Here is a 26,540-nt window from a genome sequence, read left to right as displayed (position 1 = left end):
GAAACCCCAACCTCCAGGAGAGACATGACCATGTCGAAGATTCGCATTTCACTCATGGCGGCGCTGGCCGCATTGGCCTTCACAGTCTCCGCCGCGGAACTTGCCGACGGCGAGATCCGCAAGGTGGACAAGGACAACAAGAAACTCACGATCAAGCACGGCCCGCTCAAGAGCCTGGACATGCCCGGCATGACCATGGTCTTCGGGGTGAGCGACGAGACCGTGCTGGACAAGTTCCAGGCGGGGGACAAGGTGCGCTTTGATGCGGGGAAGATGGACGGGAAGATTGTTGTGACGCACATCGAGCCTGCGCGCTGAAGCTGGCGTAACGCAACTGGCCGGATCTGCACCGGCGGCGCGAAGGCGCCGAGCTCGTGGATGTAGTGCAGGCTGTCGCCGCGTCCCAGGTATTCCTGGCGGCCCTCGATGCTTTGCGTGCTCTCGAAGGCCAGCGTGTCGCCGTCCCAGCCGAACAGGGTCGTCGCGTGTGAGCTTCGCTTGGCGATGCGCCGGCCCAGTGCGTCGTAGCTGAAGCTCGTGGTCTCACCGAAGGTCTCGGCGCTGCGCATGCGGTTGAAGCGGTCCCAGGTGAAGGTGGTCTTTTCTCCGTTGCGGCTGCGCTCGACCAGGTTGCCCCGTTCGTCCCACGTGTAGTGGGTGCCGGCATAGTCCTTGAGCAGGTTGTCCATCAGCCGGCCGGCCATGCTGCGGCCATCGCCGTTCAGGCGCACCGCCACGCGGGTGGTGATGCGGCCGGCCGCCTGTGTGTCCGCACCGGTGTCGGAAGGGTTGCCGATGTTGCCCGCCGGATCGAAGGCGAAGGTCTCGCGGCCCAGTCGGCTGTGGGCTTCGAGCAGGCGCCCCACGGGGTCGTAGCGGTAGCTCAGGTTGCCGCGGCGGCTGTCGCCGATGGCCACCAGCTGGCCGGCCTTGTCGTAGGCATAGCTGCGGCGGATGCCCACGGCCTCGATCGCGCCGGGTTTCGTCTGCGAGATCTGCTGCTCCAGCAGCCGGCCGGCCGGGTCGTACTTCGAGCCCTGGTGCAGGCCATTGCCCTGGTCGCGGCCGATCTCGCGGTGCAGGTCGTCGCGCTCGAAGCCCAGGATGTCCTGGCCGTCCACGAGCAGGCCGTGCACGTGGCCGGAGCCGTAGGTGAGCCATTGGGTGATGTGGCCGTCGGGGCGGACGCTGGCGACGCGCTGGTGGAGCTCGTCGTAGCCGTGCTGCCAGACCGCCGTGTGGCCATGGTCCAGGTAGTGCTGGTGCTCGCGCACGAGGTTGCCCGCGCGGTCGTAGAACCACTGGAGCCTGGCCTTGGCGTTGGTGGCCTCGACCAGGCGGCCGTTGCGGTCGTAGGCGAAGCGCTCGGCCTGGTCGCCGGCCTGGCGCTCGCTCAGGCGGCCCAGGGGATCGAATTCGAGCCGGGTGCTGTGGCCGGCCTCGATGACCTCGGCCAGCACGCCGCTGGCTTCGTCGTAGCGGTACTGGGTGGTCTTGCGGTCGAAGCCGGTTTCCTCGAGCAGCCTGCCGACCGGGTCGTAGCGGAAGTCGTAGCGGCTGCCGTTCTCGTTGTGCAGTTCGCGCAGGCGCCCCAGCAGGTCCCAGTGGTACGCGTTTGATTCCAAATCGATCACAGCGATCTAGCGGAGTACTTCGCCGTCGACACCATCGGAAACATCACATCTAGTCATCAACCGTCTAAATATTTGACAACCGTGCTTCACCAAATTTTTAGACTGGGCGAGCAAAACCCACGAACTATGTCCAATAGCTCGAGTATTGCGTCCTCTCTGGATTCGACGGTCACAGAGTTCCTAAGTTGTTCTAGCTCGTGTGCAACCTCGTCTGCGGTTAGTCCCTTTTTCTTGTACTGACTGAGCAGCCCGTGGAGTTGCATGAAGTCGGCGCCTCTCTCTAGTTGACATGCAACTTCTTTTTGAATTTCCTGGGAGGGGAATGCATCGTGTGTCATGGCTTTCTCCATCTTGTCTTCGTTCGCTCTAGGGCGGCTTGGTATTCGCCGGCTGGCATCGTGCGGCTGGGCTGAATAGTTCCGTGCGTTGGGCAGTCCTGCACATACCGCAAGTCCGGCCCAAGATTTTCTGAGTTGATGCCCCACACCTCGTCTTTGCCTGTTCCTCCAAGACTTGCTGGCCGGCGATGGCTAGGCAGATTCCCCGGCGTATGCGGAGCGACTGATATACCACCGGTGTTGGGATGAACGTTTCCGTGCTCATCGGCAGATAGATCGCCTGGAATACGCGCCCCCAAGCCTCTTGCAGTAGGTTCAGGTAGTGGCAATCCATCTGCTCCCGTTTTCATCGATCTGTAAAGCGAGCAGCTTGCAAGCCCCCACGGATCGATCCACTCTGTCGGACTCGGCGCATACAACTGAAGGTTCAAGCCTCCCAGCAACTTGATTGGATCCTTCGATACAAACCTCCCACTCACCGGGTCGTAATACCGATACCGGTTGTAGTGCAGCCCCGTCTCGTCGTCAAAGTACTGCCCCTGGAAGCGGATCGGATTCCTGAACCCGGCCCTGCGTCCCGCCTCGCTGATCGCCTGCTTGGCCTCCCCCCAGGCCTTGTAGCTGGCCGACCAGGCGATGCGCCCCTCGTGGTCCGTCAGCTCCTGCGGCGTGCCCAGGTGGTCGCACTGGTAGAACGCGATCTCTTCCTTCGCGAACGGGTCGGGCGTGTTGAGTTGCTCCCCGTTCCATAGCGGATCCTGCTCGATGTCGTAGCGCCCGCCATTGGCCGCGATCAGCGCCTTCACGTCGGTGGTCTGGTTCAGCGCAACGGCCTGCGCTTGCCGGATCTGCACCAGCGGCACGAAGGAGCCGGGCTCGTGGATGTAGTGCACGCTGTCGCCGCGCCAGGCCTGCAGCTCCTGGTGACGTCGTGCTCGGATCGCTTGGCGATGCGCCGGCGCAGCGCGCCGTAGTATTACATTCAGATTTAAATTCGAAACTATTTTTTATTTTTTAAATTGTAGCGTGCTGCTTGTGCTACATCTTCTGCAAAATCCTTTGAAAGTCTCTCTAGTATGTGGATAGGGGTTTTTGCATTAATTGCAATTCTTTCGCGAACAAGATAATTTTCATCTCTAGACAATATATCAAACAACTCCGGAGATAACTTTCTTTTGTCTGCCACAAATGAATTTACTTCGGGATGATTTTTGACCAAGTATTCAAGTATTTCAAGAGGAATGGTTTTATTGTGTGCAACCCATTGCCTGAGTTCGGGGTAATTTTCTATTACATCGATCCAAACCTCAACTGGTGCCTCTTCGTGAGCGGCGCGGTCATATTCTTCTTTTGTAGAGCTTAATCTCAGTCTTGCGAATTCTTCTGCAGACTCAATCATTGAACATCCTTGCACTTCATATTTTTGAGGTCAACGTTCTTTCCGGTTTCACTCTTATGTTTGCTCATAAAGTCGCCATACCGGTCCGCATCAGCTCTCCAAGAACCATCACTGTTGTAAACTTTCCAGGCACTTCCACCATGTCCTGTTTGATCCGGCGACCACCACTGCCTGGTTTTGGGATCATGGAAATATTTCACTCTGCCAACACCGGGGACATGACCATCGCAAAGTCTGTCGTAGCGATTTACTTCCCACGGTCTTCTGCATTCGGAGCATTTGGGGTTTTGATTGGGCTTTGATGACTCCGGTTTTCGGCCTGCGCCGCTTGTACGATTTAATCCAAGCGGGTCAATCCATTCAGTGGGATTTGGAGCATATTGCTGAAGGTGGATCCCGCCAAGCAATCCAATCGGATCATTGGATATAAATCGCCCACCCACGGGATCGTAGTATCGATACCGGTTGTAGTGCAGCCCCGTCTCTTCGTCAAAGTACTGCCCCTGGAACCGGATCGGATTCCTGAACCCCGCCTTGCGTCCCGCCTCGCTGATCGCCTGCCTGGCTTCCCCCCAGGCCTTGTAGCTGGCCGACCAGGCGATGCGCCCCTCGTGGTCCGTCAGCTCCTGCGGCGTGCCCAGGTGGTCGCACTGGTAGAACGCGATCTCTTCCTTCGCGAACGGGTCGGGCGTGTTGAGTTGCTCCCCGTTCCATAGCGGATCCTGCTCGATGTCGTAGCGCCCGCCATTGGCCGCGATCAGCGCCTTCACGTCGGTGGTCTGGTTCAGCGCAACGGCCTGCGCTTGCCGGATCTGCACCAGCGGCACGAAGGAGCCGGGCTCGTGGATATAGTGCACGCTGTCGCCGCGCCAGGCCTGTTGCTCCTGCCGAGCCTCGGTGCTCTGCGTGCTCTCGAAGGCCAGCGTGTCGCCGTCCCAGCCGAACAGGGTCGTCGCGTGTGAGCTTCGCTTGGCGATGCGCCGGCCCAGTGCGTCGTAGCTGAAGCTCGTGGTCTCACCGAAGGTCTCGGCGCTGCGCATGCGGTTGAAGCGGTCCCAGGTGAAGGTGGTCTTTTCTCCGTTGCGGCTGCGCTCGACCAGGTTGCCCCGTTCGTCCCACGTGTAGTGGGTGCCGGCATAGTCCTTGAGCAGGTTGTCCATCAGCCGGCCGGCCATGCTGCGGCCATCGCCGTTCAGGCGCACCGCCACGCGGGTGGTGATGCGGCCGGCCGCCTGTGTGTCCGCACCGGTGTCGGAAGGGTTGCCGATGTTGCCCGCCGGATCGAAGGCGAAGGTCTCGCGGCCCAGTCGGCTGTGGGCTTCGAGCAGGCGCCCCACGGGGTCGTAGCGGTAGCTCAGGTTGCCGCGGCGGCTGTCGCCGATGGCCACCAGCTGGCCGGCCTTGTCGTAGGCATAGCTGCGGCGGATGCCCACGGCCTCGATCGCGCCGGGTTTCGTCTGCGAGATCTGCTGCTCCAGCAGCCGGCCGGCCGGGTCGTACTTCGAGCCCTGGTGCAGGCCATTGCCCTGGTCGCGGCCGATCTCGCGGTGCAGGTCGTCGCGCTCGAAGCCCAGGATGTCCTGGCCGTCCACGAGCAGGCCGTGCACGTGGCCGGAGCCGTAGGTGAGCCATTGGGTGATGTGGCCGTCGGGGCGGACGCTGGCGACGCGCTGGTGGAGCTCGTCGTAGCCGTGCTGCCAGACCGCCGTGTGGCCATGGTCCAGGTAGTGCTGGTGCTCGCGCACGAGGTTGCCCGCGCGGTCGTAGAACCACTGGAGCCTGGCCTTGGCGTTGGTGGCCTCGACCAGGCGGCCGTTGCGGTCGTAGGCGAAGCGCTCGGCCTGGTCGCCGGCCTGGCGCTCGCTCAGGCGGCCCAGGGGATCGAATTCGAGCCGGGTGCTGTGGCCGGCCTCGATGACCTCGGCCAGCACGCCGCTGGCTTCGTCGTAGCGGTACTGGGTGGTCTTGCGGTCGAAGCCGGTTTCCTCGAGCAGCCTGCCGACCGGGTCGTAGCGGAAGTCGTAGCGGCTGCCGTTCTCGTTGTGCAGTTCGCGCAGGCGCCCCAGCAGGTCCCAGTGGTACTTGAGGGTGTGGCCGGCCGCGTCGGTGCGCTGGGACACGAGGCCGGCGCGGGTGTAGCTGTAGCTGGTGCGGCGGCCCAGCGCGTCGGTGTGGGCGAGCAGGCGGCCCTCGGCGTCGTGCGCGAAGTGCTCGCTGGTGTTGTCGGGGTGGACGATCTCCTCGAGCTGGCCCGGGTGGTTGGCGTGGTCCGCCGGCATCGCGGCCCGCGCGGTTTCGCCGGCTTCGGTGTAGCGGTACCGGGTGGCTTGGCCCAGGGCGTTGGTGGCCCTGGCCAGGCGGCCGCGGCCGTCGTAGGCCCACTGGGTGGTCTTGCCCGAGCAGTCGGTGTGGCTGGCCAGCTGGCCGTCGGGGGTGTAGGCGAGGGTCTTGATGCCGCCCTTGGCGTCGGTGATGCGCACGGGGCGCCCGGCGGGGTCGTAGGCGTATTCGGTCTTGTGGCCGAGCGGATCGATCTCTTCGGTGAGGTTGCCGTTCGCGTCGTAGTCGCGCTTCCAGGCGCCGCCCTCGGCATCGAGGATGCCGGTGATGCGGTGGCGCGCGTCGTAGGCGTAATGGACGCTGCTGCCGTCGGCGCGGGTGTGGGTCTTGAGGTTGCCGTTGGCGTCGTAGACGTAGTCGTCGGTGGTGCCGTCGGTGTGGATGTGGCGCGTGATGTTCTTGGCGTCGTCGCGCAGGAACCACTCCTCGCGCTTGTCCGGGTGGATGATCCGGTAGGTGTAGCCCAGCACGTCGTAGTAGTACCAGGTCTCGGCGCCGAGGGCGTCGGTCAGGTAGGTGAGGCGGATGTTCTTGTCCCACTCGAGCGTGAGCGCAAAGCTGCCGTCGTCGGACCATTCGCGCACGGCCTTGGCGTCGGCGCCGGTGCCGTCGTACTGCAGGTTCATGCCGCGGCCGGTGCGGTCGGTGTAGCGCGTGACGAGGTGGTGGCTGTAGCTGTAGTGCCAGCCGGCGCCGTTCTCGTCCTGCGCGGTGGCGAGGTCGCCTTCGCCATCGTGGGTGTAGGCGGCCAGCTGGCGAACGACGCGGCCGTCCTTCAGCTCCCACAGGGCCTTGATGAGGCCGGTCTGCGCATCGGGTTGGGTGCCGACGTGGGCGATGATGGCCTCGCCCTGCCTGCTGACGATGTCGCTCAGCACCTGCTCGCCGGTGGCGGCAATCACGTGGTCGTAGCGCAGGCCGATGGCAGCGCCGCTGTTCGTGTGCTGCGCCACCAGCCGGAAGTGCTGCTTGCCTTGCGAGCCGGACTTGGCGGCGATGGTGTCGACGAGCTCGTAGGTTTCGCGCCAGTCGGCGGCTTCGCCGGCCGGCATGGGCTTGCCGAAGTCGACCGCCAGCAGGCGCTCGCTCAGGCGCGTGAGGGTGATCTCCTCGATCGGGTTGCGATGGCTCTGTCCCACGGCCAGCAGCGGAAAGGCGTGGCTGCGGCCGTCGGCGCCGTGATAGATCAGGCTCATCTGGCCCTGGCGGCGGCCCTTGGCGGCCTTGGCGACGTCCACGCGCGTGCTGTAGGGCGTGATCCAGCGCGCGCCAAGGCTGCCCTGGTCGAAGGCGGCCAGGTCGCTGCGGTAGGTGCGCGTCCAGGTGATGGGCAGGGGCGCGCCGAGTACGAAGTCGGTGTGGTCGAAGCTCTCGCAGCCGGTGGCCAGGCTGATGGCGCCGCCCGCGGCGGCATTCGTGCAGTTCTTGCAGCTGGGGTCGCCGCTGGCCGGCACCTGGGCAGACGTGGCGCCCTGTTCGCCGCCGGGCTTCTTGCTCTCCACCTGCGTTCCGTTGTTTGCGGAAATGTTGGCGCTGTGCTTTCCCTTGCGCCTGAGCAATGCATCCTTGAGGATCTTGATCATCCACTTGATGCCGTACTGCAGGCTCTCGTCGCCCAGCCGCATGATCTGCCGGCGGGCCGCGCCCTTGAGGTCGGTCAGGCTGGCGACGGTGTCCCGGATCATCGCCTTGGCGCTGTCGGGCAGCGCATAGTGGCTCGTGGTGGCGGCCACGTAGTTGGCGGATTTCTTCGCGGCCTCGGCCGCGGCGGCCATCATGCGGCTCCAGGTGCTCTGGGTCTTGGGGTCGTAGGTGTTCCTCTCGGCAGCGGCGCCGGTTGCGAACACCGGTTTCTCGCCGAGCGCCACCTGCAGCGCGCCGATCAGCGCATCGGCGATGCCGTCGACCTTTTTCGCGCAGGACTGCAGGAAGTCGTCGAGGTAGCCGAGCGCCTCGTCCACGAACTTGTCGAGCGTGCCGGCAATGGTGTCGTTCAGGTGGGTGACGAGCACGGCGATGAACGCCTCGCCGATGTTCGGCACCACGTTCCTGGCCGACTTGGCGATCTCCTGCTTGAGCAGGTGCAGCATGGGCCGCAGGCTCATGCGCGCCGCGCCGGTGGCGGGCGGAAACGGGATCACGCCCAGCAGGTTGATGGCCAGGCTCACCCACTGCAGCACATCGCTGTACGCCTTCTTGGTGACCATCTCGACGAGGTCCCAGACCGCGTCGATGAGCGCCATGATGTTGCCGATGACCGGCAGGCTGCCCGCGAAGGTCGTCAGCACGTTCAGCGTGACGTAGTCGTTGGTGAGCTTGCGCAGCCACTTGTCGATCTTGGCGGCGCCGGCGCCGATGTCTTCCTCGCCGATGGTGTTGAGCGGCGCCACCGCGGTCTGGCGCTCGCGCTCGGTGGCTTGCGCACCTTGCGCATCGTTCTGGGGGGCCTGGTCAGCCATTCGCGAATCTCTCCCGTGTTCTCTTGTGGTCGTCGAGCGGCGCCGGCGATCAGCCCGCGAAGCCCGGCGTCTGGCCGAGCGGCAGCGTCGGCATCGAAGGCAGCGACGCGGGCAGCTTGGGCACCATGGCGCCCACGGTCTGCGCGGCCATGCCGGTGGCCGCCTGGCCGACCTGGCCCAGCAATGCCTTGGCGCCGCCTTGCTGGATGGCCTGCACGGCGCCGACGGCCTGCTGCGCCGTGCTTGCCGCCTCGCTGGCCTGGCTCACGAGGCCGGCCGCCCTGCCCAGTGCTCCACCAGCCTGGCCCAGCAGGCCCGTTGCTGCGCCGCCGAACAAGCTCGATCCGCCACCTCCCGCATTGATGGACTTGTCGCTCGCAGGCTGGGCGGGCCAGCGGTTCGGCTGGCCGAAGTAGCTGCCCGTATCCCAGGGATCGCTCGGATCGCCGCCGAACGTGACCTTGGCCTGGCCGAGCGGAAGCCCGGCCACGGAGGCGAAGCCGTTCGCGTCGAGCTTGCCGGTGTGCGTGCCGCCGTCGGAGTCGACCACCGTGTAGTCGCCTTGCTTCACGCCCTGGCGCGTCGCGCCGTCGGCCTTGACGTACTGGTGGTACAGGTCGAGCTGCCCCCTGGGAAGCTGGGCCGGCTGCGGGAGCCGGGGCTGTCCGTCGCTCTTCGGCCCCACCATCGAATGCGAAGCCGCATGCGCGCGCCACAGGCCATTGGTGCCGCTCTCGATGCCGCCGGCCGTCCAGCGCGTGTAGCTGGAGCCGCCGTTGACGAGCACCTCCTCCTTGGCCGTGATGGTGATCCGGCTGGCCTCCAGCTTGATGTCCAGCTTGGCCAGCGCGTTGATGCTGTCCCTGAGCGCCGTGAGGTCGATGTCCGCCGCCGCCGCCGCCATGCGGATGCCGTTGTTGAAGGCGACCATGCGCACCGCATCCTTGGCGCTCACCAGGAAGCTGTTGCCCGTGGCCACGCTGGTGTGCGCGCCGCTCGTGAGGGCCGTGTGTTCCACGCTCACGAGGTGGGTGCTCGCGGCCGTGGTGGCCTGGATGCCCGCGGGGCTCGCCAAGGTCAGGTGCGGCTCCTGGAACTCCGGGAACTCGCCCTGGCCCGGCCTGCCGCCGCTTCCCTTGATCGCGTCGTTCTGCGCCTTCAGCGCCCGGGCCACCTCGTCCTGGTCGCCCGCCTCGTGCGCCTGGGCCTGCTGCGCCACCTGCGCCAGGCTCTCGTGCAGGTCGCGCCCCTGCGTGAGCCGCGCCACCGTCTCGCGCATGTCGGTGATGTGGCCCTGCGCATTGGCGCGCGCCTCGGTGCTCAGCAGCAGGCCCCGGGCGGCGCGCAGTGCGCCATGGCCGTCGGTGCGCAGCTCGAAGCCCTGGCCCCGGTCGTCCTTGCGCCCGGCCGTGTCCTCGATGCGGCCGACATGGCCCAGGCTCAGGCTGGAGCTCTGGTGGTCGCTCTTGAGCTGGGCCTGCACCTTGCCCGTGGAATCGTCCAGCGCCAGGTGGTTGCTGCGCCCGCCGCCCAACTCGCGGCTGCGCAGGCCCGTGAGCTGCTTCTGCTGGGGCAGCTGCCAGGCCGGCATCTCGTCGGCGTTGTGCACCCGGCCGGTGACGATCGGGTAATCGGGGTCGCCGTTGAGGAAATCGACGATCACCTCCTGCCCGATGCGCGGCAGCGCGGCCGCGCCGAAGCTGGCGCCGGCCCAGGATGTGGACACGCGCAGCCAGCAGCTCGCGTTCTCGTTACGCTGGCCGAGCCGATCCCAGTGGAACTGCACCTTGATGCGGCCGTAGCGGTCGGTCCAGATCTCCTCGCCCGCGGGGCCGACCACCATCGCCGTCTGCGGGCCGCGGGTGCGCGGCTTGGGCGTGCTGCGTTGCGGGCGCCAGGCGTAGCTCGTGGGCTGGGCCTCGAAGGCGAAGCGCTGCACCGAGCCTTCGGAGGCATCCACCCCTTCGCTGGCCTGCAGGTTCTCCTGCAGCTCGTAGTCGACGGCCAGCAGCAGGTGCTGGCGGTTCTGGTCGTCGCGCGGGTGGTGCGTGAGCCTGAAGAGGTGGCCCGGGGCCAGGTCGCGCCGGTTGGAACGGCCGCTGGCCCGGCTGCGCTGGCTCAGCTGCTCCTCGGTGCGGATGCGCGCACAGGTCTCGCCGTCCTCGTGCTGCAGGTGGTCGCCCGGCCATTCGTAGCGCTCGAAGCCGTCGTGCGCGTGGCCCGGGGGCATCTGGCGGCGGCTGGCGAGGTCGGCCTGGGGCTTCTCGAAGTCGTAGTGGTTGCGAAAGTGGTGGCCCGGGCGGATCTCCTCGGCCTGCGCCCATTCGGTGATGCGCTCGCTGGCCTCCAGCCCGCCGGTCATGCCGGCCTTCTCGTGCGGGTGGTAGCGCACGGCCTCGCCGCCGGGCAAGGGGGCATGGGCGCTGGCGATGTCGTCGGCGAAGACCAGCACCTGCTGCCCGGCCTCGTGGCGAAACCAGTAGTAGATGCCTTCGTGTTCGCACAGGCGCGAGACGAAGTCGAAGTCGCTCTCGTGGTACTGCACGCAGTAGGTCCAGGGGCGGTAGCTGCGGTGGAGCTTCTGCTCCATCGGGTGGCCGTAGCGGCCCAGCACGGCCGCAACGATCTCGGGCACGGTCTGGTCCTGGAAGATGCGGAAGTCGGAGCGGCGCGTGGCCAGCCAGAGCCAGGGGCGCAGCCGCATCTCGTAGAAGGCCTGGCGGTCGTCTTCGTGCGACAGGCCGAAGCGGGTGACAAGGCCGGCGAGGTAGCGCGGGGCGCCGCTCTCGGTTTCCATCACGACGGTGGCGGGCTGGCCCAGCAGGGCCTTCGCGTCGATGGCGTTGCTGCTGCCCAGCAGCTCGAGGTCGAAGGCATAGGCCTGGCTGAGCGCCTCGCGCCCGGCCAGCCGGTGGAATTGCAGTGCCTCGCCCAGCGGCGTCTGGATGGTGACGCGGCGCTTCACGAGCCGCCACCTTGCAGGAACGTGGTGTCCATGTGACCTCCCTGATCTTTTTCTTCTTCTGGAGAAGAAACTAGCCAATCAACTGTCTGGATGCAATGTGTGTGACAGGACGCATCAAACAGCTGGATTATGCAAGAGGCCTTTACTCATTTCCTGGTAATTCGGCACGGATCGGGGCTATTTGATCGCAGTTGCCGAAAGATGTAATCCATACGGGCTACACAGGGCGCATTCCGTGGAGCCCGATGAAACCCTTCGGGTTAACCCGCGAGCGCGCGCATCTCGGCAATCAGGTCGGCCTTGCCCTCGAAACCGATGCCGGGCAGCGGCGGCAGCGTGACGTAGCCGTCCTGCACCTTCACGCCGTCGGGAAAGCCGCCGTAGGGCTGGAACAGGTCGGGGTAGCTCTCGTTGCCGCCGAGCCCGAGGCCCGCCGCAATGGCCAGCGACATCTGGTGGCCGCCGTGCGGAATGCAGCGCGAGGGCGACCAGCCGTTTTCCTTGAGCATGTCGAGCGTGCGCAGGTACTCGACAAGGCCGTAGCTCAAGGCGCAGTCGAATTGCAGCCAGTCGCGGTCGGGCCGCATGCCGCCGTGGCGGATGAGGTTGCGCGCGTCCTGCATCGAGAACAGGTTCTCGCCCGTGGCCATGGGGCCGGCGTAGACCTCGCCCAGCTTGGCCTGCAGCTCGTAGTCGAGTGGATCGCCGGCTTCCTCGTACCAGAAGAGCGGGTACTGCGACAGCGCGCGGCCATAGTCGATGGCGGTGGGCAGGTCGAAGCGGCCGTTGGCGTCCACCGCCAGCTGCTGGCCGGGGCCGAGGATCTTGAGCACCGACTCGATGCGCTCGCAGTCCTGCGCGAGCGTGGCGCCGCCGATCTTCATCTTGACCACCGAATAGCCGCGCTCGAGGTAGCTGGCCATCTCGCGCTGCAGGCCCTCGACGCCCTTGCCAGGGTAGTAGTAGCCGCCCGCCGCATAGACGAACACGCGCGGGTTCGGCGTGCCGCTGCCGTAGCGCTCGGCCAGCAGCTGGTAGAGCGGCTTGCCGGCGATCTTGGCGACCGCGTCCCACACGGCCATGTCGATGGTGCCCACGGCCACCGAGCGCTCGCCGTGGCCGCCGGGCTTCTCGTTGATCATCATGCGGGCCCAGATCCTGTGCGGATCGAGGTTGTCGCCGGTCTCGTCGAGGAGCGAGGCCGGATCGGCCTCGAGCAGGCGCGGCAGGAAGCGCTCGCGGATCAGCCCGCCCTGGCCGTAGCGGCCGTTGGAATTGAAGCCGTAGCCCACCACCGGCCGGCCGTCGCGGATCACGTCGGTGACCACCGCCACGAGGCTCAGGGTCATCTTGGAGAAGTCGATGTAGGCGTTGCGGATGTCCGACTTGATGGGGCGCGTGGACTCGAGGATGTTGACGATCTTCATGGTGCTTGTGCTTGAGAAAAAAGGAACTCAGCGGTGCAGCGACGCACCGCCGCAGATGGCGATGTCCTGGCCGGTGATGGCCGCGGCCGGCGCCGAGAGAAGAAAGGCGACCAGCGCGGCGACTTCCGCGGGCTCGATCAGCCGGCCGATGGGCGGCAGGCGCGGCGCGCTGCCGGCGCGCGCGGGGTCCTGCAGCATCGCGGTCTGCGTGGCGCCGGGCGACACCACGTTGAGGGTGACGCCGCGCTCCGCGACCTCGGCCGCCCAGCTGCGCGCAAGCGCGACCAGCGCCGCCTTGGTGGCGGCGTACTGGCCGCGGCCCGGCATGCCGTGCGCCACGCGGCTGCCGACGAACACCACGCGGCCGTGGCCGCGCGCGGCCATCGCGGGCACCAGCGCATCGGCCAGCCGCGTGGCAGCGTCGACATGCAGGCGCCACATCAATTCGCCGCCGGCATGGTCGAGCTGCCCGAGCGGGCCCACGCGCAGCACGCCGGCCGCATGCACCAGCGCATCGGCGTCCTGAAGAGCAGCCGTGGTGCGCGCGATGGCCGCGGCATCCGACAGGTCGACCGCCGCATGCGCGAAGCCCGGATGCGAGAGCGTCGGCGCCGCGAGGTCGAGCCCGCGCACGCGCCAGCCTTCTTCGAGCAGGCGCGACGCAATGGCGCGGCCGATGCCGCTGCTGCTGCCCGTCACCACGGCATGCGGCGCGGCTTCATCATTCGACACGGATGTTGCCCTCCACGATGATCTTCTTCGAGCGCTCCATGTCGGACTGCTGGAACTTCGCGAAGTCGTCGACGCTGCCCGGCGTCAGCAGCAGGCCCTGCGCGTTCAGCGTTTCGCGCATGTCGGTGCCCAGCGCCTTGTTCACCTCGGCATTGAGCCGCTGCGTGATCGCGGCCGGCAGCCTGGCCGGGCCCCACAGGCCATACCAGCTGTAGAACTCGTAGCCCGGAATGCTCTCGCCCACCGTGGGCACGTTCGGCAGGCTGGTGGCGCGGGCGGCCGATGTGACGGCCACCACGCGCAGCATGCCGCTCTTGTGGTACTGCAGCGAACCCAGGATCGGGTCGATGAAGCCGTCGATCTGCCCGCCGATCAGGTCCTGGAAGGCCGGCGCCGTGCCCTTGTACGGCACGATCAGGTAGTCGAGCCCGCCCGCGCGCTTGAGCAGCTCGGTCGACAGGTGGCCGGCCGAGCCGATTGATCCCACCGCGAAAGTCATCTTGCCCGGGTGCGCCTTGGCGTAGGCGATGAGCGACTTGACGTCGGTGATCGGCAGGTTCTTGTTGATGGCCACCGACAGCGGCGCCTTGGCGACCAGCGCCACCGGTGTGAAGTCCCGGGCAACCTCGTAGGGCACGGACTTCATTGTCATGGGCGCCGTGGTGAAGGTCGAGGCGTTGAACAGCAGCGTGTAGCCGTCGGCCGGCGCCTTCGACACCACGTCGGCGCCGATCACGCCGTTGCCGCCGGGCCGGTTCTCCACGATGAAGGGCTGGCCCAGCTGATCGCCGAGCTTCTGCGCGAGCAGGCGCCCGACGGTGTCGAGCGTGCCGCCGGGCGGGAACGGAATCACCATGCGCACGGGCCGGGTGGGCCAGGGCTGCGCCTGTGCAAAACCGGAGGACGCCGCGGCAAGCGCGAAGGCCGCGAGCGCGGCGCGCAGGAAATGGGTGCGTTGCATGTCTCTTGTCTCCTGATGTTTTTTGGGGGAGGGCGCGTTCTTGCCGGGCGCCTTCCATGTTTTCGCTCAGCGCCTCGACAGCCCGGCCTGCGCGACGGCGGCGCGCAGTGCGTCCATCTCGCGCGCGTTCGGCGCCTCGGTCGGCGGGCGCACCGTGGCGTTGTCGAGCACGCCGGCCAGGTACATGCCGCCCTTCATGCGCGCATGCGCCTCGCCGGTCGGTTCGCCGCCGCCATACACGGCGTCTTTCAGCGGCGTGATCAGGGCCTGCACCGCCATCGCCTTCTTCAGGTCGCCGGCCTTGACCGCGTTCCACAGGTCGATGATCAGTTGCGGAATGAAGGTGGCAAAGCCGACCAGCGCGCCGTCCACGCCCTGCACCATCGAGGCCAGCAGGTACTCGTCGTGGCAGGTGAGGATGGCCTTGGAGGCATCGGCCTCGCGGATCGCCTGGATGTCGCGGGCGTACTTGTTCATGTCGCGCTGCCCGACCTTGAAGGCCTGCAGGTAGGGCAGGCGGGCCAGCTCGGCCAGCAGTTGCGACGAGTAGGACGCGCGGGTCCAGGCCGGGTACACGTGGCAGACCAGGTCGAGCTCCGGCGCGGCGCGGTGGATGGCCTCGAAGTACTGCAGCGCATGGCCGGGCGTGAAGCCGAAGCGCAGCCAGTGGTGCGGCGGCATCACGTCGAGCGCGGCCGCGCCGGCGGCCTGGGCGGCGCGCGCATGTTCGGCGGCCTCGGCCAGGCCTTCGCACACGATCGACGAGATCACCGGCATGCGGCCGCGCAGCTCGTCGGCGACGATGCGGGTCACCTCGGCGCGTTCGGCCGGGGTCAGCGAGAACACCTCGCCGGTGTGGCCGTTGGTCATGACCGCCACCACGCCGTCGTGGCCCGCGAGCCACGAGGCCAGCTTGCGCAGCGCCGGTTCGTCGATGCGGTGGTCGTTGGTGAAGGGGCAGGAAATGGCGGGAATGATCCCGCGATAATTCGCGATGGAAGGCATGCTGTGTCTCCGTTGGGGTTCAAGGTGCAGGACTGCCCGCATCTTTGGCCGGCGGGGCATGCACCGTCCAATACTCGAATCGCATACAACTATTCAATCGCTCGCACCGCGCATGGGCCCCGGCAACCGACCCCTCGACCTCGAATGGCTGGAAGACTTCCTGGCCCTGGCCGAGAGCGGCAATTTCTCGCGCGCGGCGCAGGCGCGTTCCATTGCCCAGCCGGCCTTCAGCCGCCACATCCGCGCGCTCGAGGAATGGGTGGGCGTGGACCTGTTCGACCGCAGCGCGCATCCGGCCGCGCTCACGGCGGCGGGCAAGCGCTTCCAGCCGCTGCTGCAGGAGGTGCTGGCCGCGCTGGAGGCCGCGCGCATCAAGGCGCGTGCGGCGCACGACCTGGCCGCGGCGAGCCTGAGCTTCGCCGCCACGCACGTGCTGTCGCTGACCTTCTTTCCACGCTGGCTGGCCAGCGTGGAGGCGCGGCTGAGCCTGGGGCCGATCCAGACCATCTCGGACAGCTCGCAGGCCTGCGAAGACCTGATGCTGCAGCGCCGCGTGCAGTTCGTGCTGTGCCACGGCCATGCGCGCGCGCCCGGCCGGCTCGACGAGGCGCAGTACCCGATGCAGCGCCTGAGCGACGACGTGCTGGTGCCGGTGGCGGCACCGGACGCGCGCGGTCTGCCGCTCCATGCGCTGGGCACCGGGCAGTCGCCTTCGGTGCTGGCCTACAGCGAGGCCTCGGGCCTGGGGCGGATCATGCGGGCGATCCAGGACAGCGAGTTCGGCAAGGACTTCGCGCCGTCGCTGTCGGTGGTCTTCACGGCCCACCATGCCGCGCTGCTCAGGACCATGGCGCTCGAAGGGCGCGGCCTCGCGTGGCTGCCGATGAGCCTGGTGGCGGAGGACCTGCGCGGCGGCGCGCTGGTGGATGCCGGCGCGGGCGGCTGGCGGGTGCCGGTGGACATCCGGCTGTACCGGCAGCTGGCCCACATGGCGCCGGTGGCCGAGGCGCTGTGGGAGCTGGTGAGGGACGGCGCCTGAGCGCCCTCAGACGCTGCTGAGCGTCGGCAGCAGCGCCAGCAGCGCGCGCACCAGCGGCGAATCGTCCGCCTTGCGCCACACCGCCAAGGTGTCGATGTAGGTTTTCTCGCCCTTGAGCGAGCGGTACGCCACGCCTTCGCGGTGCAACGCCTTGACGCAGGCCGGCACCAGCGCCACGCCCAGCCCGCCGGAGACCAGGCTCACGATGGTGTGCATCTGGCGCGCCGGAAACAGGCGCGGGCTGAAGCCGCGCCGCATGCAGGTCGCCACGATCGCATCGAACACCTGCGGCCCGAAGTGCCGCTCGAAGCCCAGGAAGCGCTCGCCCGAGAACTTTTCGAGCGCGATGCTGCCGGGCCGCACCAGCGGATGCGCCTCGGGCATTGCGAGGACCAGCGCATCCTTCTGCACCAGCCGCGAGCCCAGCGAGGCGGGCATGCTGGACGGCTGCAGCACCAGGCCCACGTCGAGCCGGCCGGATTCGACGTCGCCGATGATCTGGTCGGTCGTGCCTTCCCACAGCGCGATCTCGGCCCGCTCGTTCTCGTCCGAGAACTGCCGCAGCACCCGCGGCAGGAAGGAGTAGGCCGGCAGGCTGATGAAGCCGATCGAGATCGACCCCATGAGCCCGGCCGCGGCCTCCTGCGCGCGCCGGCGCAATGTGTCCATGCCGAGCAGCACCGCGCGCGCATCGCGAAGCGCTTCGTCTCCCGCGCGCGTGATCGCGATGCGGCGCGAGGTGCGCTCGAACAGCGTGACGCCGAGTTCTTCTTCCATCTCCTTGATCGCGAGGCTCACGGGCGGCTGCGACAGGTTCAGGCGCTGCGCCGCGCGCCCGAAGTGCAGCTCTTCGGCCACGGCGACCAGGCAGCGGAGGTGGCGGATTTCCATTGATCTGAATTTTGTATTGATCGATACGAATTCTAAATTTGTTGCTATCGATGTCAACTTCTAGACTTTGCCTCCACCAGCGCCGTCGATCCGAACGGCGCGGCAAGGAGACAACGCGATGGTCGAGAAACTGATGGGGCTGCCGCGCTCGCGCACGGTGGTGCATCCGGGGCCCTTCCGGCCCGTGCGCATCGATCGCATGCGCGACCAGAAGGGCCGGCACTTCCGGCTTTCGCTGCCCGGCGGCCGAACGCTGCACGAGAGCCTCGTGCAGGCGCTGGCGGACGAAGGCGTGGCCAGCGCGTCGATGACGCTGCTCGGCGGCGAGCTGGCCGAGCTGGGCTTCTGCCTGGCGCTGCCCGATCCCACGGGCCGGGTGCTCGCAACCTACGGCGCACCGCACACGGTGCACGGCGCCTGCTTCATCTTCGGCAACGCGACGCTCGGCAGTTCCGCCAGCGGCACGCCGGTGGTCCATTGCCACGGCGCCTTCCGCACCGCCGACGGCGCGGTGCGCGGCGGCCACATCCTGACCGACCGGACGGTGGTCGGACGCCGCAGCGTCACCGCGGTGGTCACCGCGCTGGACAGCTTCGAACTGCGCGTGGTCTACGACGACGAAACCCGCATGCCGCTGATGCGGCCCCAGGCCAGGCGCGTCCATGGCTGAGATGCGCCTGATCGAAAGCGGGCGCATGGGCCGCGTGGCCTATGCGCGCATTGCGCCCAACGAAGACCTCGTCTCGAGCGTCGAGAAGCTCTGCCTCGCGGAAGGTTTCGGCCATGCGTTCGTGCGCGGCGCGCTGGGCAGCCTCGTCGATGCCTGCCTCGAGCGCGCCGACGGTTCCTGCCAGGTGATCCGCGGTCCCGCCGCCGAGATCGTGAGCCTGGCCGGCGAGGTGCGCTCGCAGCCCGACGGCTCGCTGCGCGCCGCGCTCACCGGCGTGGTGGCGGACACGCACGGCCACCTGTATGGCGGGCCGTTCGTGGCGGGCGCCAATGCCGTCTGCGTCACCTTCGAAGTCACGCTCGAAGAGTGGCTGCCATCGCCCGACAACCCCTGATTTCGTCCACTGCAGAAATTCCAATCAATGACTGATCTCTCCACTTCATCCGCTTCCCGCGTCGCCGTCGTCACCGGAGGCGCGCGCGGCATCGGCCTGGCCATCGGCCGCTGGTTCCTGGCGCACGGCTACAGCGTCGCGCTGCTCGACATCGACGGCGCCACGCTCGACCAGGCGGTGGCCGAACTCGCGCAGCCTGCAAAGGTGCTTGGCCTGCACTGCGACGTGTCGAAGCCATCGCAGGTCGAGCACGCGGCAAAGGCCGTGGTCGAGCGCTTCGGCCACGTCGACGCGCTGGTCAACAACGCCGGCGTGGCGGTGTTCAAGCCGGTGCTCCAGACTTCGTTCGAGGAATGGCGTACGGTGCTCGGCACCAACCTGGACGGCGCGTTCCTCTGCACGCAGGCCTTCGGCGCGCTGATGGTCGAACGCGGGAGCGGCGCGGTGGTGAACATCGCCTCGATCTCGGGCCTGCGCGCGAGCACGCTGCGGGTCGCCTACGGCACCAGCAAGGCGGCGCTGATCCACCTGACCAAGCAGCATGCGGTGGAGCTGGGCAATGCGGGCGTGCGCGTGAACGTGATTGCGCCGGGGCCAGTGGAAACCGAGATGGCCAAGCTCGTGCACAGCGTGGCGATCCGCTCCGACTATTACGACACCATTCCGCTGGGCCGCTATGGCACGCCGGAGGAAATGGCCAATGCCGTGGGCTTCCTGTGCAGCGACGAGGCGAGCTTCATCAACGGCCAGGTGCTGGCCGTCGATGGCGGCTTCGATGCCGCGGGTGTCGGCCTGCCGACCCTGCGCCGGGGCATACCCGCGCCCGCCGCCGATCACGCCTGACAAGGAGAACCGCCCAATGACCACCAACGCCTGCATCATCGGCTGGGGACACACGCCTTTCGGCAAGCTCGACGCAGTGGAGAGCGAAGCGCTCATCCGCTCAGCGGTCGAGCCCGCGCTGCAGACCGCGGGCCTCGCCGCGGCCGACATCGACGGCATCTTCGTCGGCCATTTCAACAGCGGCTTCCTGCCGCAGGACTTCAGCGCGTCGCTGGTGGGCCTGGCGCTGCCCGAGCTGCGCCACGTTCCTGCGGTGCGCATGGAAAACGCATGCGCCACGGGCTCGGCCGCGATCTGGGCCGCGCTCGATGCGGTGCAGTGCGGGCGCGTGCGGCATGCGCTGGTGGTCGGCTTCGAGATCATGAATGCCGTGCCTGGCCCGCGCATCGCCGAGACGCTGCTGCGCTGCTCCTACGTGAAGGAAGAGGGCGCGACCCCGGCGGGCTTTGCGGGCGTCTTCGGCCAGATCGCGGGCCAGTACTTCGAGCGCTTCGGCGACCAGAGCGATGCGCTAGCCGCCATCTCGGCCAAGAACCACGCCAACGGCGTGCACAACCCTTACGCGCACATGCGGCGCGACCTGGGCTTCGACTTCTGCCGCCAGCCGTCGGAGAAGAATCCGTTCGTCGCCGGTCCGTTGAAGCGCTCCGACTGCTCGCTGGTTTCCGACGGCGCGGCGGCGCTGGTCATCTCGGCCGAGCCGATCGCGTCGGCGGCGGTCCCGGCGGTGCGCTGGCGCTCGCGCACGCAGGTCAACGACTACCTGCCGCTGTCGCGCCGCGACCCGACGCGCTTCGAGGGCGCGGCGCTCGCGTGGCAGCGGGGGCTGGCCGCGGCGGGGCTGTCGCTGCATGACCTGGGCTTTGTCGAGACGCACGACTGCTTCACCATTGCGGAGCTGCTCGAGTACGAGGCCATGGGCCTGGCGCCGCACGGGCAGGGCGCGCGCGTGATCCTCGACGGCGTGAGCCGCAAGGACGGCAAGCTACCGGTCAATCCGTCGGGCGGTCTGAAGTCGCGCGGCCATCCGATCGGCGCCACGGGCGTGTCGCAGCATGTGATGGCGGCCATGCAACTGGCGGGCCTGGCGGGCGACATGCAGGTGGGCTCGGGCAAGCCGGGCGCGGTCTTCAACATGGGCGGCGCCGCAGTTGCCAACTACCTGAGCGTGCTGGAGGTGCACCCGTGAACGAAGCGCGGGCGATGAACCTGTCCGCGCTGCTGTCGCAGACGGCCGCGCTGTTTCCCGACCGGCCGGGGCTGATCCAGGGCGAGCGGCAGTGGACCTGGCGCGAGATCGACGCGCGCGTCGATGCGCTGGTGCAGGCGCTGCGCTCGCTGGGCATGCGGCCGGGCGACAAGCTGCTCGTGATGTCGCGCAACAACCCGGCGCTGTTCGAGAGCTGCTGGGCCGCCTTCCGCCTGGGCGCGGTGTGGGTGCCGGTCAACTTTCGGCTCACGCCGCCGGAGGTCGCCTACCTGGGCAGCGCCAGCGAGGCCAGCGTGATGCTGGCCGAAGACTGCTTTGCCGAGCATGTGGCGGCTGTGAAGGCCGCGTCTTCGCATCTGCGCTCGGTCGTCACCATCGGCCTCCCGCGCGCCGGTGGACATGGCTACGAGCCGCTGCTCGCGGCCAACGCCGGTGCGCCGGCGGCGATGGCGCAGGTCGATGCCGACCACCCCCTGTGGTACTTCTACACCTCGGGCACCACTGGCCGCCCGAAGGCCGCCGTGCTGACGCACGGGCAGCTCGCCTTCGTCGTGACCAACCACCTGGCCGATCTCATCCCGGGCACCACCGAGCACGACTGCTCGATCGCCGTGGCGCCACTGTCGCATGGCGCGGGCATCCATGCGCTGCTCAACGTGGCGCGCGGTGCGGCCACCGTGCTGCTCGCGTCCGACAGGCTGGAGCCCGCCACCTTCTGGGCGCTGGTGGAGCGGCACCGCGTGACCAATGTCTTCACGGTGCCGACCATCGTCAAGATGCTGGTGGAAGACCCGGCCGTCGACCGCTTCGACCACGGCTCGCTGCGCTACGTGGTCTATGCGGGCGCGCCGATGTACCGCGCGGACCAGAAGCGCGCGCTGCAGAAGCTCGGCAAGGTGCTGGTGCAGTACTTCGGCCTGGGCGAGGTCACGGGCTGCATCACGGTGCTGCCGCCGGCCATGCATTCCGCCGACGACGATGATCCGAACGCCCACATCGGCTGCTGCGGCCGGGCCCGCACCGGCATGGAGGTGGCCATCCTCGATGCGCAGATGCAGCCGGTGCCCGCCGGCACCGTCGGCGAGATCTGCTGCCGCGGGCCGGCCGTGTTTGCGGGCTACTTCAACAACCCCGAAGCCACCGGGAAGGCGCTGCGCGGCGGCTGGTTCCACACCGGCGATCTCGGCCGCATGGATGCGCGCGGGCTGCTCTACATCACGGGTCGCGAATCGGACATGTACATCTCGGGCGGCTCGAACGTATACCCGCGCGAGGTCGAAGAAATCCTGCTGATGCATCCGGCCGTGCGCGAGGCGGCGGTGCTCGGCATCGCGGACGAGAAATGGGGCGAGGTGGGCGTGGCGGTGATCGTGGCCTCGCAGCCCGGCCTCACGGCCGAGCAGCTCCTGCAGCACCTGGACGGCCGCTGCGCGAAATACCGCTGGCCGCGGTACATCTTCTTCTGGGATGCGCTGCCGAAGTCCGGCTACGGAAAGGTCGCCAAGGCCGACATCCGCAAGCAGCTGTTCGAACGCGGCGACGTGAAGGAGGCCGCCACCACCTGAGCGCACCCATCGACGCCGCCCCGCACGACCAGATCCATTCACAAAAGGACCAGGAGACAAAAAATGAGCATTTCCCGCCGCACCGTGCTGCGCTCGACGGCACTGGCCGCCAGCCTCGCCGTTCCCATGCACCGGGCCTTCGCGCAGAAGGCCGAGTTCAACTACAAGTACGCGAACAACCTGCCGGTCACGCATCCGCTCAACATCCGCGCCAAGGAGATGGCCGACGCCATCCGCGCCGAGACCGGCGGCCGCGTCGACATCCAGATCTTCCCGAGCAACCAGCTGGGCTCCGACACCGACATGCTGAGCCAGCTGCGCTCGGGCGGCGTGGAGTTCTTCACGCTGTCGGGGCTGATCCTTTCCACGCTCGTGCCGTCCGCATCGATCAGCGGCGTGGGCTTTGCCTTCAACGACTATGCGAGCGTGTGGAAGGCGATGGATGGCGAACTCGGCGCCCACATCCGCCAGCAGATCGCCAAGGCCAACATCGTTCCGATGGAGAAGATCTGGGACAACGGCTTCCGCCAGATCACCTCGTCGAGCCGCGCCATTGCCGCGCCGCAGGACATGAAGGGCTTCAAGATCCGCGTGCCGGTGTCGCCGCTGTGGACCTCGATGTTCAAGGCGCTCGACGCCGCGCCCACCTCCATCAACTTTGCCGAGGTCTATTCGGCGCTGCAGACGAAGATCGTCGACGGGCAGGAGAACCCGCTGGCCATCATCGCGACGGCCAAGCTCTACGAGGTGCAGAAGTACTGCTCGCTGAGCAACCACATGTGGGACGGCTTCTGGTTCCTGGCCAACCGGCGCGCCTGGGAAAAGCTGCCCGCCGATCTGCGCACCGTGGTGGCCCGGCACATCGACGCGGCCGGCATGAAGGAGCGCGCCGACGTGGCCGAACTCAACGCCGGGCTGCAGAAGGAGCTGGCCGCCAAGGGCATGGCCTTCAACCAGCCCGGCGCGGCCGCCTTCCGCGACCAGCTGCGCAAGGCCGGCTTCTACGGCGAGTGGAAGGCCAAGTACGGCGACGAGGCCTGGGCGCTGCTCGAGCGCAGCGCGGGCAAGCTTGCATGAGCGGGCCGGCCCTCGGCCTGGCGGCCGGCACGCGCGTGGACACGCCCCGGCTGTGGGCCATCGAGCGCCGGCTCGGGGCGCTGGTCGACATTGCGGCCGGCGGCCTGGTGCTGGCCGACGTGGCGGTGCTGCTCGCGGGCGTGCTCGCGCGCTTCGTGTTCCACAGCCCGCTGGTCTGGTCCGACGAGCTCGCGTCGATCCTGTTCATCTGGCTCGCGATGCTCGGCGCGGTGGTCGCGCTGCGGCGCGGCGAGCACATGCGCATGACGGCGCTGGTCTCGATGCAGCCGCCGTCGCGGCGTCCGCTGTTCGACGCCCTGGCGCTGTGCGCTTCGCTCGCGTTCCTGGCGATGGTGGCATGGCCGGCCTGGGAGTACGCGTCCGAGGAGCGCTTCATCACCACGCCCGCGCTGAACATCTCGAATGCGTGGCGGGCCGCGGCGCTGCCGGTGGGCATAGGCCTGATGGGTTTGTTCGCGGTGCTCAGGCTGCTGCGCGACGTGGAGTGGCGGGTCACGGCCAAGGCGGTGGTCATCGTCGCCACGCTGATCGCGGCGTTCACGCTCGGCCGCTCGGTGTTCCAGGAGCTCGGGCGGCTGAACCTGCTGGTGTTCTTCGTCGGCGTGGTGCTGGCGGGCGTGCTCGCGGGCATTCCCATTGCCTTTTCGTTCGGCCTCGGCACCTTCGGCTACCTCGCGCTGGCCACCGACACGGCGCTGCCGGTGATCGTGGGGCGCATGGACGAGGGCATGTCGCACCTGATCCTGCTCGCGGTGCCGCTGTTCGTGTTCCTCGGCCTGCTGATCGAGATGACCGGCATGGCCAAGGCGATGGTCGCGTTTCTCGCGGGCCTGCTGGGGCATGTGAAGGGCGGGCTGTCGTACGTGCTGGTGGGCGCGATGTACCTCGTGTCGGGCATCTCGGGCTCCAAGGCGGCCGACATGGCGGCGGTGGCGCCGGCCCTGTTTCCCGAGATGAAGCAGCGCGGCGCCAGCGAAGGCGATCTCGTCGCGCTACTGGCCGCGACCGGCGCGCAGACCGAGACGGTGCCGCCCAGCCTGGTGCTGATCACCATCGGCTCGGTCACGGGGGTGTCGATCGCCGCGCTGTTCACGGGCGGCCTGCTGCCGGCCGTGGTGCTGGGCCTGATGCTGTGCGTGGTCGTGTACTTCCGCTGCCGCGGCGAGGACCTGCGCGAGGTCGTGCGCACGCCTTGGCGCGAGGTCGGCCGGCTGGCCGTCGTGGCGCTGCCGGCGCTGGCGCTGCCGTTCGTGATCCGCGCGGCGGTGGTCGAAGGCGTGGCCACCGCGACCGAGGTCTCGACCATCGGCATCATGTACGCCGTGGTCGCGGGGCTCGTCGTGTACCGGCAGTTCGACTGGAAGCGGCTGGGGCCGATGCTCGTCGCGACGGCGTCGCTGTCGGGCGCCATCCTGCTGATCATCGGCACAGCGACGGCCATGGCCTGGGGCCTCACGCAGTCGGGCTTCTCGCGCCTGCTGGCCGAAGCGATGACGGGGCTGCCCGGCGGCGCACCGATGTTCCTGGCGGTGTCGCTGGTCATCTTCGCAGTGCTGGGCAGTGTGCTCGAGGGCATTCCGGCCATCGTGCTGTTCGGCCCGCTGCTGTTCCCGATCGCGCGCCAGCTGGGCATCCACGAGGTGCACTACGCCATGGTGGTGGTGCTGTCGATGGGGCTCGGCCTGTTCGCGCCGCCGCTGGGCGTGGGCTACTACGCGGCCTGCGCGATCGGGCGCGTGCATCCCGACGCGGGCATCCGGCCGATCGCGGGCTACATGGTCGCGCTGCTGGTGGGGACGATTGCGGTGGCGGCGATTCCTTGGCTATCCATTGGGTTTCTTTGAGTGGGCGGGGCCTGCTGTCAGGGGGTGGGGGCTTTGCCTTTGGCGCCTGGGACTCGAGGCAGTAAAGCCTTGATGCGCTGGCGAAGCAGCGCGGGCGTCACGGCCGGGATCATCTGCAGCACCTCCATGCAGCGGTCCATGCGTCCTTGGCGTGTCAGCAGTGCGTTGACTGCCTTTGCCAAATCGCTGTCGATGCTGTTGCCGTAGGCTTGTCTGGCCTTGGTTGCCGCGCGGCGCAGCAGTGCGGAACCGGGGTGCATCATGGCCAGGTCGATCACGTCACGGCTGAAGACGCTGTCGTCGGCCCAGCGATCCGAGTTCGCGAGCAGCTTGCTTGCGGCCATGTCCAGTACGGTGAGCGTCGCAATGTCGCCGACGCGGTCTTCCTTGCCCGGCACATCGAGTTCGATGCGTGCTTCGAGCACGATCTCGAACTTGATGTCGATGCCGCCCACACGCACCGTCGATCGGATGCCATATTGATCGGCACGAAGTTCGCCAGTCTGTTGGATCTTCGCGCCCTTGCGGGCCAGCGCGCTCAGGCCCTGGTCGCTGGTCAACAGCTGGCGCAGCTGTCTGTAGCCTTCGATGTTGGAAACGAGGAAGTCGATGTCCATCGACTCGCGGTACTCGCCGTAGCGAAGCGCGATGGCCGTGCCGCCGCCGAACAGGCAGCGGTTCTCGGCGAGCAAGTCGGCGTCGAGCGCTGCAAGTGCCTCGGCGACCCGCTGATGGTGTGGGCGTTCAAACATGCAGCGGCTTCCTGCCTAATGCGCGTGCCAGTTCATTGAGCAATTGCCGCTCTCGCGCATCGAGCATCGATGCATCGACATGGCGCCAGTTGCGTTCGTAGGTGGCCCACGCCTCTTCGGGCGTGAGCTCGGTGCCCGGTGCCAGCTGCCAGGCGAGTCGGCGCAGTTGGGGGTAGTCGGCGATACGAACGCCGCCAGGAATCGGCGCCGGCTGTGCGGATTGTGTTGACGGGACCACGTCGACATCCAGGCCCAGCGCTGCGATTGCATTCATGTAGGCCCCCATCGTGACCGAGGGCTCGCCGCGTTCGATGCGATGCAGCGTCATGCGGGACACGCCTGCAGCCTCCGCCGCCGTGGTGGCGCTGACCTTCAGGGCCTTGCGGCGAGCATGGATGCGCCGGCCGAATGTTGCGAGGCGGCGATCGGCCGCGGGGGTGAGAGGCGGGGCTCCAGAAGGCATATATGTATCTCATATTAGACAAAACCAGGAGGTTTGTCCATAATGAGAGACATAAAGCATGGAAGGATGCCTGTCGCATTCGATAAATGCCAATCGGAGACAGGGCTTCCGGCGCAGTTCGCCTCACGTGTTGTGGCGTCGATGACGGCCCGCGGCGGCCCTGGTGACGCGCGCAAAGACGGCCTAGTGCAGCCATCGCGGTGTTGCCCCCACCATCGCAACGGCAGCCTTGTTGTTGAAGCCCGGAACCACACTGGCGCGTCCGGCGTGCAGCGCACGGATTCCCGCCCGCACCACTGGTCCGCGTCATGACCGTCAGGCGCGCGATGTCCAGTTGCAGCATGGCCCGCGTTGTTGATCAGGATCTCGACCGAAAAAGACCTCGTACATGCCCTGCTCACATTGATGCGGGGAATGGCCCAGGCATAGAAGGCGTTCGCGGCCGGGAATGCGCCATGCCATGGGCGCAAAACGCCCGGTCGCAGCAGGGTCTTGCGCTGAGCCGCACCTC

20 protein-coding genes and 2 pseudogenes are annotated in these 26,540 nt (G+C 67.5%); 9 read left to right on the top strand and 13 right to left on the bottom strand.

The genetic code is table 11. From position 1 onward, the window contains the following. Nucleotides 1-30: 30 nt before the first annotated feature. Complete coding sequence (locus tag ACAM54_RS29035) at nt 31-318, top strand: copper-binding protein (RefSeq protein WP_209502245.1); 288 nt, start codon at nt 31-33, stop codon at nt 316-318. Between the two features lie 203 nt (nt 319-521). Here the strand turns inward: ACAM54_RS29035 and ACAM54_RS29030 are convergent. From ACAM54_RS29030 to ACAM54_RS28990, 9 genes and pseudogenes are all read right to left on the bottom strand, one after another. Further along, nucleotides 522-1,634, bottom strand: a pseudogene (locus tag ACAM54_RS29030) (type IV secretion protein Rhs); the annotation flags it as partial. 334 nt (nt 1,635-1,968) lie between these two features. Continuing rightward, the gene (locus ACAM54_RS29025; RefSeq protein ID WP_369651451.1) at nt 1,969-2,865 is read right to left on the bottom strand and encodes an RHS repeat domain-containing protein; all 897 of its coding nucleotides are present in this window, start codon (nt 2,863-2,865) and stop codon (nt 1,969-1,971) included. Between the two features lie 107 nt (nt 2,866-2,972). Further along, nucleotides 2,973-3,371, bottom strand: coding sequence for a hypothetical protein (locus ACAM54_RS29020; protein WP_369651452.1), 399 nt, complete (start codon nt 3,369-3,371; stop codon nt 2,973-2,975). Continuing rightward, on the bottom strand, nt 3,368-8,170 hold the full coding sequence (locus tag ACAM54_RS29015; RefSeq protein WP_369651453.1) for an RHS repeat-associated core domain-containing protein: 4,803 nt from the start codon (nt 8,168-8,170) through the stop codon (nt 3,368-3,370). Before ACAM54_RS29015 ends, ACAM54_RS29020 begins: the two co-directional genes overlap by 4 nt. A 49-nt stretch (nt 8,171-8,219) precedes the next feature. Beyond that, entirely contained in the window at nt 8,220-11,135 is a 2,916-nt protein-coding gene (locus ACAM54_RS29010) for a type VI secretion system Vgr family protein (protein WP_369651454.1), read from the bottom strand. A 260-nt stretch (nt 11,136-11,395) separates the two neighbouring features. Beyond that, entirely contained in the window at nt 11,396-12,562 is a 1,167-nt protein-coding gene (locus tag ACAM54_RS29005; protein WP_369651455.1) for a mandelate racemase/muconate lactonizing enzyme family protein, read from the bottom strand. A gap of 27 nt (nt 12,563-12,589) precedes the next feature. Continuing rightward, nucleotides 12,590-13,294, bottom strand: coding sequence for an SDR family NAD(P)-dependent oxidoreductase (locus ACAM54_RS29000; RefSeq protein ID WP_192326951.1), 705 nt, complete (start codon nt 13,292-13,294; stop codon nt 12,590-12,592). Beyond that, complete coding sequence (locus ACAM54_RS28995; RefSeq protein WP_369651456.1) at nt 13,284-14,255, bottom strand: Bug family tripartite tricarboxylate transporter substrate binding protein; 972 nt, start codon at nt 14,253-14,255, stop codon at nt 13,284-13,286. Before ACAM54_RS28995 ends, ACAM54_RS29000 begins: the two co-directional genes overlap by 11 nt. Before the next feature lie 66 nt (nt 14,256-14,321). Continuing rightward, on the bottom strand, nt 14,322-15,260 hold the full coding sequence (locus ACAM54_RS28990; protein WP_145743980.1) for a dihydrodipicolinate synthase family protein: 939 nt from the start codon (nt 15,258-15,260) through the stop codon (nt 14,322-14,324). 112 nt (nt 15,261-15,372) lie between these two features. On the opposite strand from ACAM54_RS28990, the gene ACAM54_RS28985 reads away from it, so the two are divergent. Then, nucleotides 15,373-16,299 (top strand): LysR family transcriptional regulator, encoded by a 927-nt coding sequence (locus ACAM54_RS28985; RefSeq protein ID WP_192326957.1) that lies wholly within the window; start codon nt 15,373-15,375, stop codon nt 16,297-16,299. Between the two features lie 6 nt (nt 16,300-16,305). Here the strand turns inward: ACAM54_RS28985 and ACAM54_RS28980 are convergent, their stop codons facing one another. Next, the gene (locus ACAM54_RS28980; protein WP_369651457.1) at nt 16,306-17,190 is read right to left on the bottom strand and encodes a LysR family transcriptional regulator; all 885 of its coding nucleotides are present in this window, start codon (nt 17,188-17,190) and stop codon (nt 16,306-16,308) included. A 118-nt stretch (nt 17,191-17,308) separates the two neighbouring features. Between ACAM54_RS28980 and ACAM54_RS28975 the strand changes: the two genes are divergently transcribed. From ACAM54_RS28975 to ACAM54_RS28945, 7 genes are all read left to right on the top strand, one after another. Beyond that, nucleotides 17,309-17,860, top strand: coding sequence for a PPC domain-containing DNA-binding protein (locus tag ACAM54_RS28975; protein ID WP_369651458.1), 552 nt, complete (start codon nt 17,309-17,311; stop codon nt 17,858-17,860). Then, the gene (locus ACAM54_RS28970) at nt 17,853-18,254 is read left to right on the top strand and encodes a PPC domain-containing DNA-binding protein (RefSeq protein WP_145743988.1); all 402 of its coding nucleotides are present in this window, start codon (nt 17,853-17,855) and stop codon (nt 18,252-18,254) included. The genes ACAM54_RS28975 and ACAM54_RS28970 overlap by 8 nt, the downstream gene beginning before the upstream one ends. Before the next feature lie 27 nt (nt 18,255-18,281). Then, on the top strand, nt 18,282-19,097 hold the full coding sequence (locus tag ACAM54_RS28965; RefSeq protein WP_369651459.1) for an SDR family NAD(P)-dependent oxidoreductase: 816 nt from the start codon (nt 18,282-18,284) through the stop codon (nt 19,095-19,097). 16 nt (nt 19,098-19,113) lie between these two features. Then, nucleotides 19,114-20,286, top strand: coding sequence for an acetyl-CoA acetyltransferase (locus ACAM54_RS28960; RefSeq protein WP_192326969.1), 1,173 nt, complete (start codon nt 19,114-19,116; stop codon nt 20,284-20,286). Beyond that, entirely contained in the window at nt 20,283-21,872 is a 1,590-nt protein-coding gene (locus tag ACAM54_RS28955; RefSeq protein ID WP_369651460.1) for an acyl-CoA synthetase, read from the top strand. The genes ACAM54_RS28960 and ACAM54_RS28955 overlap by 4 nt, the downstream gene beginning before the upstream one ends. A 63-nt stretch (nt 21,873-21,935) precedes the next feature. After that, nucleotides 21,936-22,949, top strand: a complete 1,014-nt coding sequence (locus ACAM54_RS28950; protein ID WP_369651461.1) for a TRAP transporter substrate-binding protein — start codon at nt 21,936-21,938, stop codon at nt 22,947-22,949. Continuing rightward, a complete protein-coding gene (locus ACAM54_RS28945) occupies nt 22,946-24,814 on the top strand; it encodes a TRAP transporter large permease subunit (RefSeq protein ID WP_369651462.1) in 1,869 nt (622 codons plus the stop codon). Before ACAM54_RS28950 ends, ACAM54_RS28945 begins: the two co-directional genes overlap by 4 nt. A 17-nt stretch (nt 24,815-24,831) precedes the next feature. On the opposite strand, the gene ACAM54_RS28940 is transcribed toward ACAM54_RS28945, so the two are convergent. From ACAM54_RS28940 to ACAM54_RS28930, 3 genes and pseudogenes are all read right to left on the bottom strand, one after another. Then, nucleotides 24,832-25,566, bottom strand: a complete 735-nt coding sequence (locus ACAM54_RS28940; protein WP_369651463.1) for a nucleotidyl transferase AbiEii/AbiGii toxin family protein — start codon at nt 25,564-25,566, stop codon at nt 24,832-24,834. Continuing rightward, nucleotides 25,559-26,029, bottom strand: coding sequence for a helix-turn-helix domain-containing protein (locus tag ACAM54_RS28935; protein ID WP_369651464.1), 471 nt, complete (start codon nt 26,027-26,029; stop codon nt 25,559-25,561). Before ACAM54_RS28935 ends, ACAM54_RS28940 begins: the two co-directional genes overlap by 8 nt. Nucleotides 26,030-26,212: 183 nt before the next feature. Beyond that, nucleotides 26,213-26,329 (bottom strand): annotated as a pseudogene (locus ACAM54_RS28930) (short-chain dehydrogenase); the annotation flags it as partial. Nucleotides 26,330-26,540: the final 211 nt, after the last annotated feature.

Source organism: Variovorax sp. V93 (assembly GCF_041154485.1).
In the GTDB taxonomy this organism is placed as follows: Bacteria; Pseudomonadota; Gammaproteobacteria; order Burkholderiales; family Burkholderiaceae_C; genus Variovorax; species Variovorax beijingensis_A.
The sequence above is the reverse complement of the archived record's forward strand: the minus strand, read 5'-3'. Positions and strand labels throughout refer to the sequence as shown.

What these genes read in the sequence shown, in the direction of transcription:
- ACAM54_RS28945 (WP_369651462.1), top strand. Translation starts at nt 22,946, where the DNA reads ATGAGCGGGCCGGCCCTCGGCCTGGCGGCCGGCACGCGCGTGGACACG.
- ACAM54_RS28940 (WP_369651463.1), bottom strand. Translation starts at nt 25,566, where the DNA reads ATGTTTGAACGCCCACACCATCAGCGGGTCGCCGAGGCACTTGCAGCG.
- ACAM54_RS28965 (WP_369651459.1), top strand. Translation starts at nt 18,282, where the DNA reads ATGACTGATCTCTCCACTTCATCCGCTTCCCGCGTCGCCGTCGTCACC.
- ACAM54_RS28950 (WP_369651461.1), top strand. Translation starts at nt 21,936, where the DNA reads ATGAGCATTTCCCGCCGCACCGTGCTGCGCTCGACGGCACTGGCCGCC.
- ACAM54_RS28970 (WP_145743988.1), top strand. Translation starts at nt 17,853, where the DNA reads ATGGCTGAGATGCGCCTGATCGAAAGCGGGCGCATGGGCCGCGTGGCC.
- ACAM54_RS29035 (WP_209502245.1), top strand. Translation starts at nt 31, where the DNA reads ATGTCGAAGATTCGCATTTCACTCATGGCGGCGCTGGCCGCATTGGCC.
- ACAM54_RS28975 (WP_369651458.1), top strand. Translation starts at nt 17,309, where the DNA reads ATGGTCGAGAAACTGATGGGGCTGCCGCGCTCGCGCACGGTGGTGCAT.
- ACAM54_RS28985 (WP_192326957.1), top strand. Translation starts at nt 15,373, where the DNA reads ATGGGCCCCGGCAACCGACCCCTCGACCTCGAATGGCTGGAAGACTTC.
- ACAM54_RS29015 (WP_369651453.1), bottom strand. Translation starts at nt 8,170, where the DNA reads ATGGCTGACCAGGCCCCCCAGAACGATGCGCAAGGTGCGCAAGCCACC.
- ACAM54_RS28990 (WP_145743980.1), bottom strand. Translation starts at nt 15,260, where the DNA reads ATGCCTTCCATCGCGAATTATCGCGGGATCATTCCCGCCATTTCCTGC.
- ACAM54_RS28935 (WP_369651464.1), bottom strand. Translation starts at nt 26,029, where the DNA reads ATGCCTTCTGGAGCCCCGCCTCTCACCCCCGCGGCCGATCGCCGCCTC.
- ACAM54_RS29020 (WP_369651452.1), bottom strand. Translation starts at nt 3,371, where the DNA reads ATGATTGAGTCTGCAGAAGAATTCGCAAGACTGAGATTAAGCTCTACA.
- ACAM54_RS28980 (WP_369651457.1), bottom strand. Translation starts at nt 17,190, where the DNA reads ATGGAAATCCGCCACCTCCGCTGCCTGGTCGCCGTGGCCGAAGAGCTG.
- ACAM54_RS28960 (WP_192326969.1), top strand. Translation starts at nt 19,114, where the DNA reads ATGACCACCAACGCCTGCATCATCGGCTGGGGACACACGCCTTTCGGC.
- ACAM54_RS28995 (WP_369651456.1), bottom strand. Translation starts at nt 14,255, where the DNA reads ATGCAACGCACCCATTTCCTGCGCGCCGCGCTCGCGGCCTTCGCGCTT.
- ACAM54_RS29005 (WP_369651455.1), bottom strand. Translation starts at nt 12,562, where the DNA reads ATGAAGATCGTCAACATCCTCGAGTCCACGCGCCCCATCAAGTCGGAC.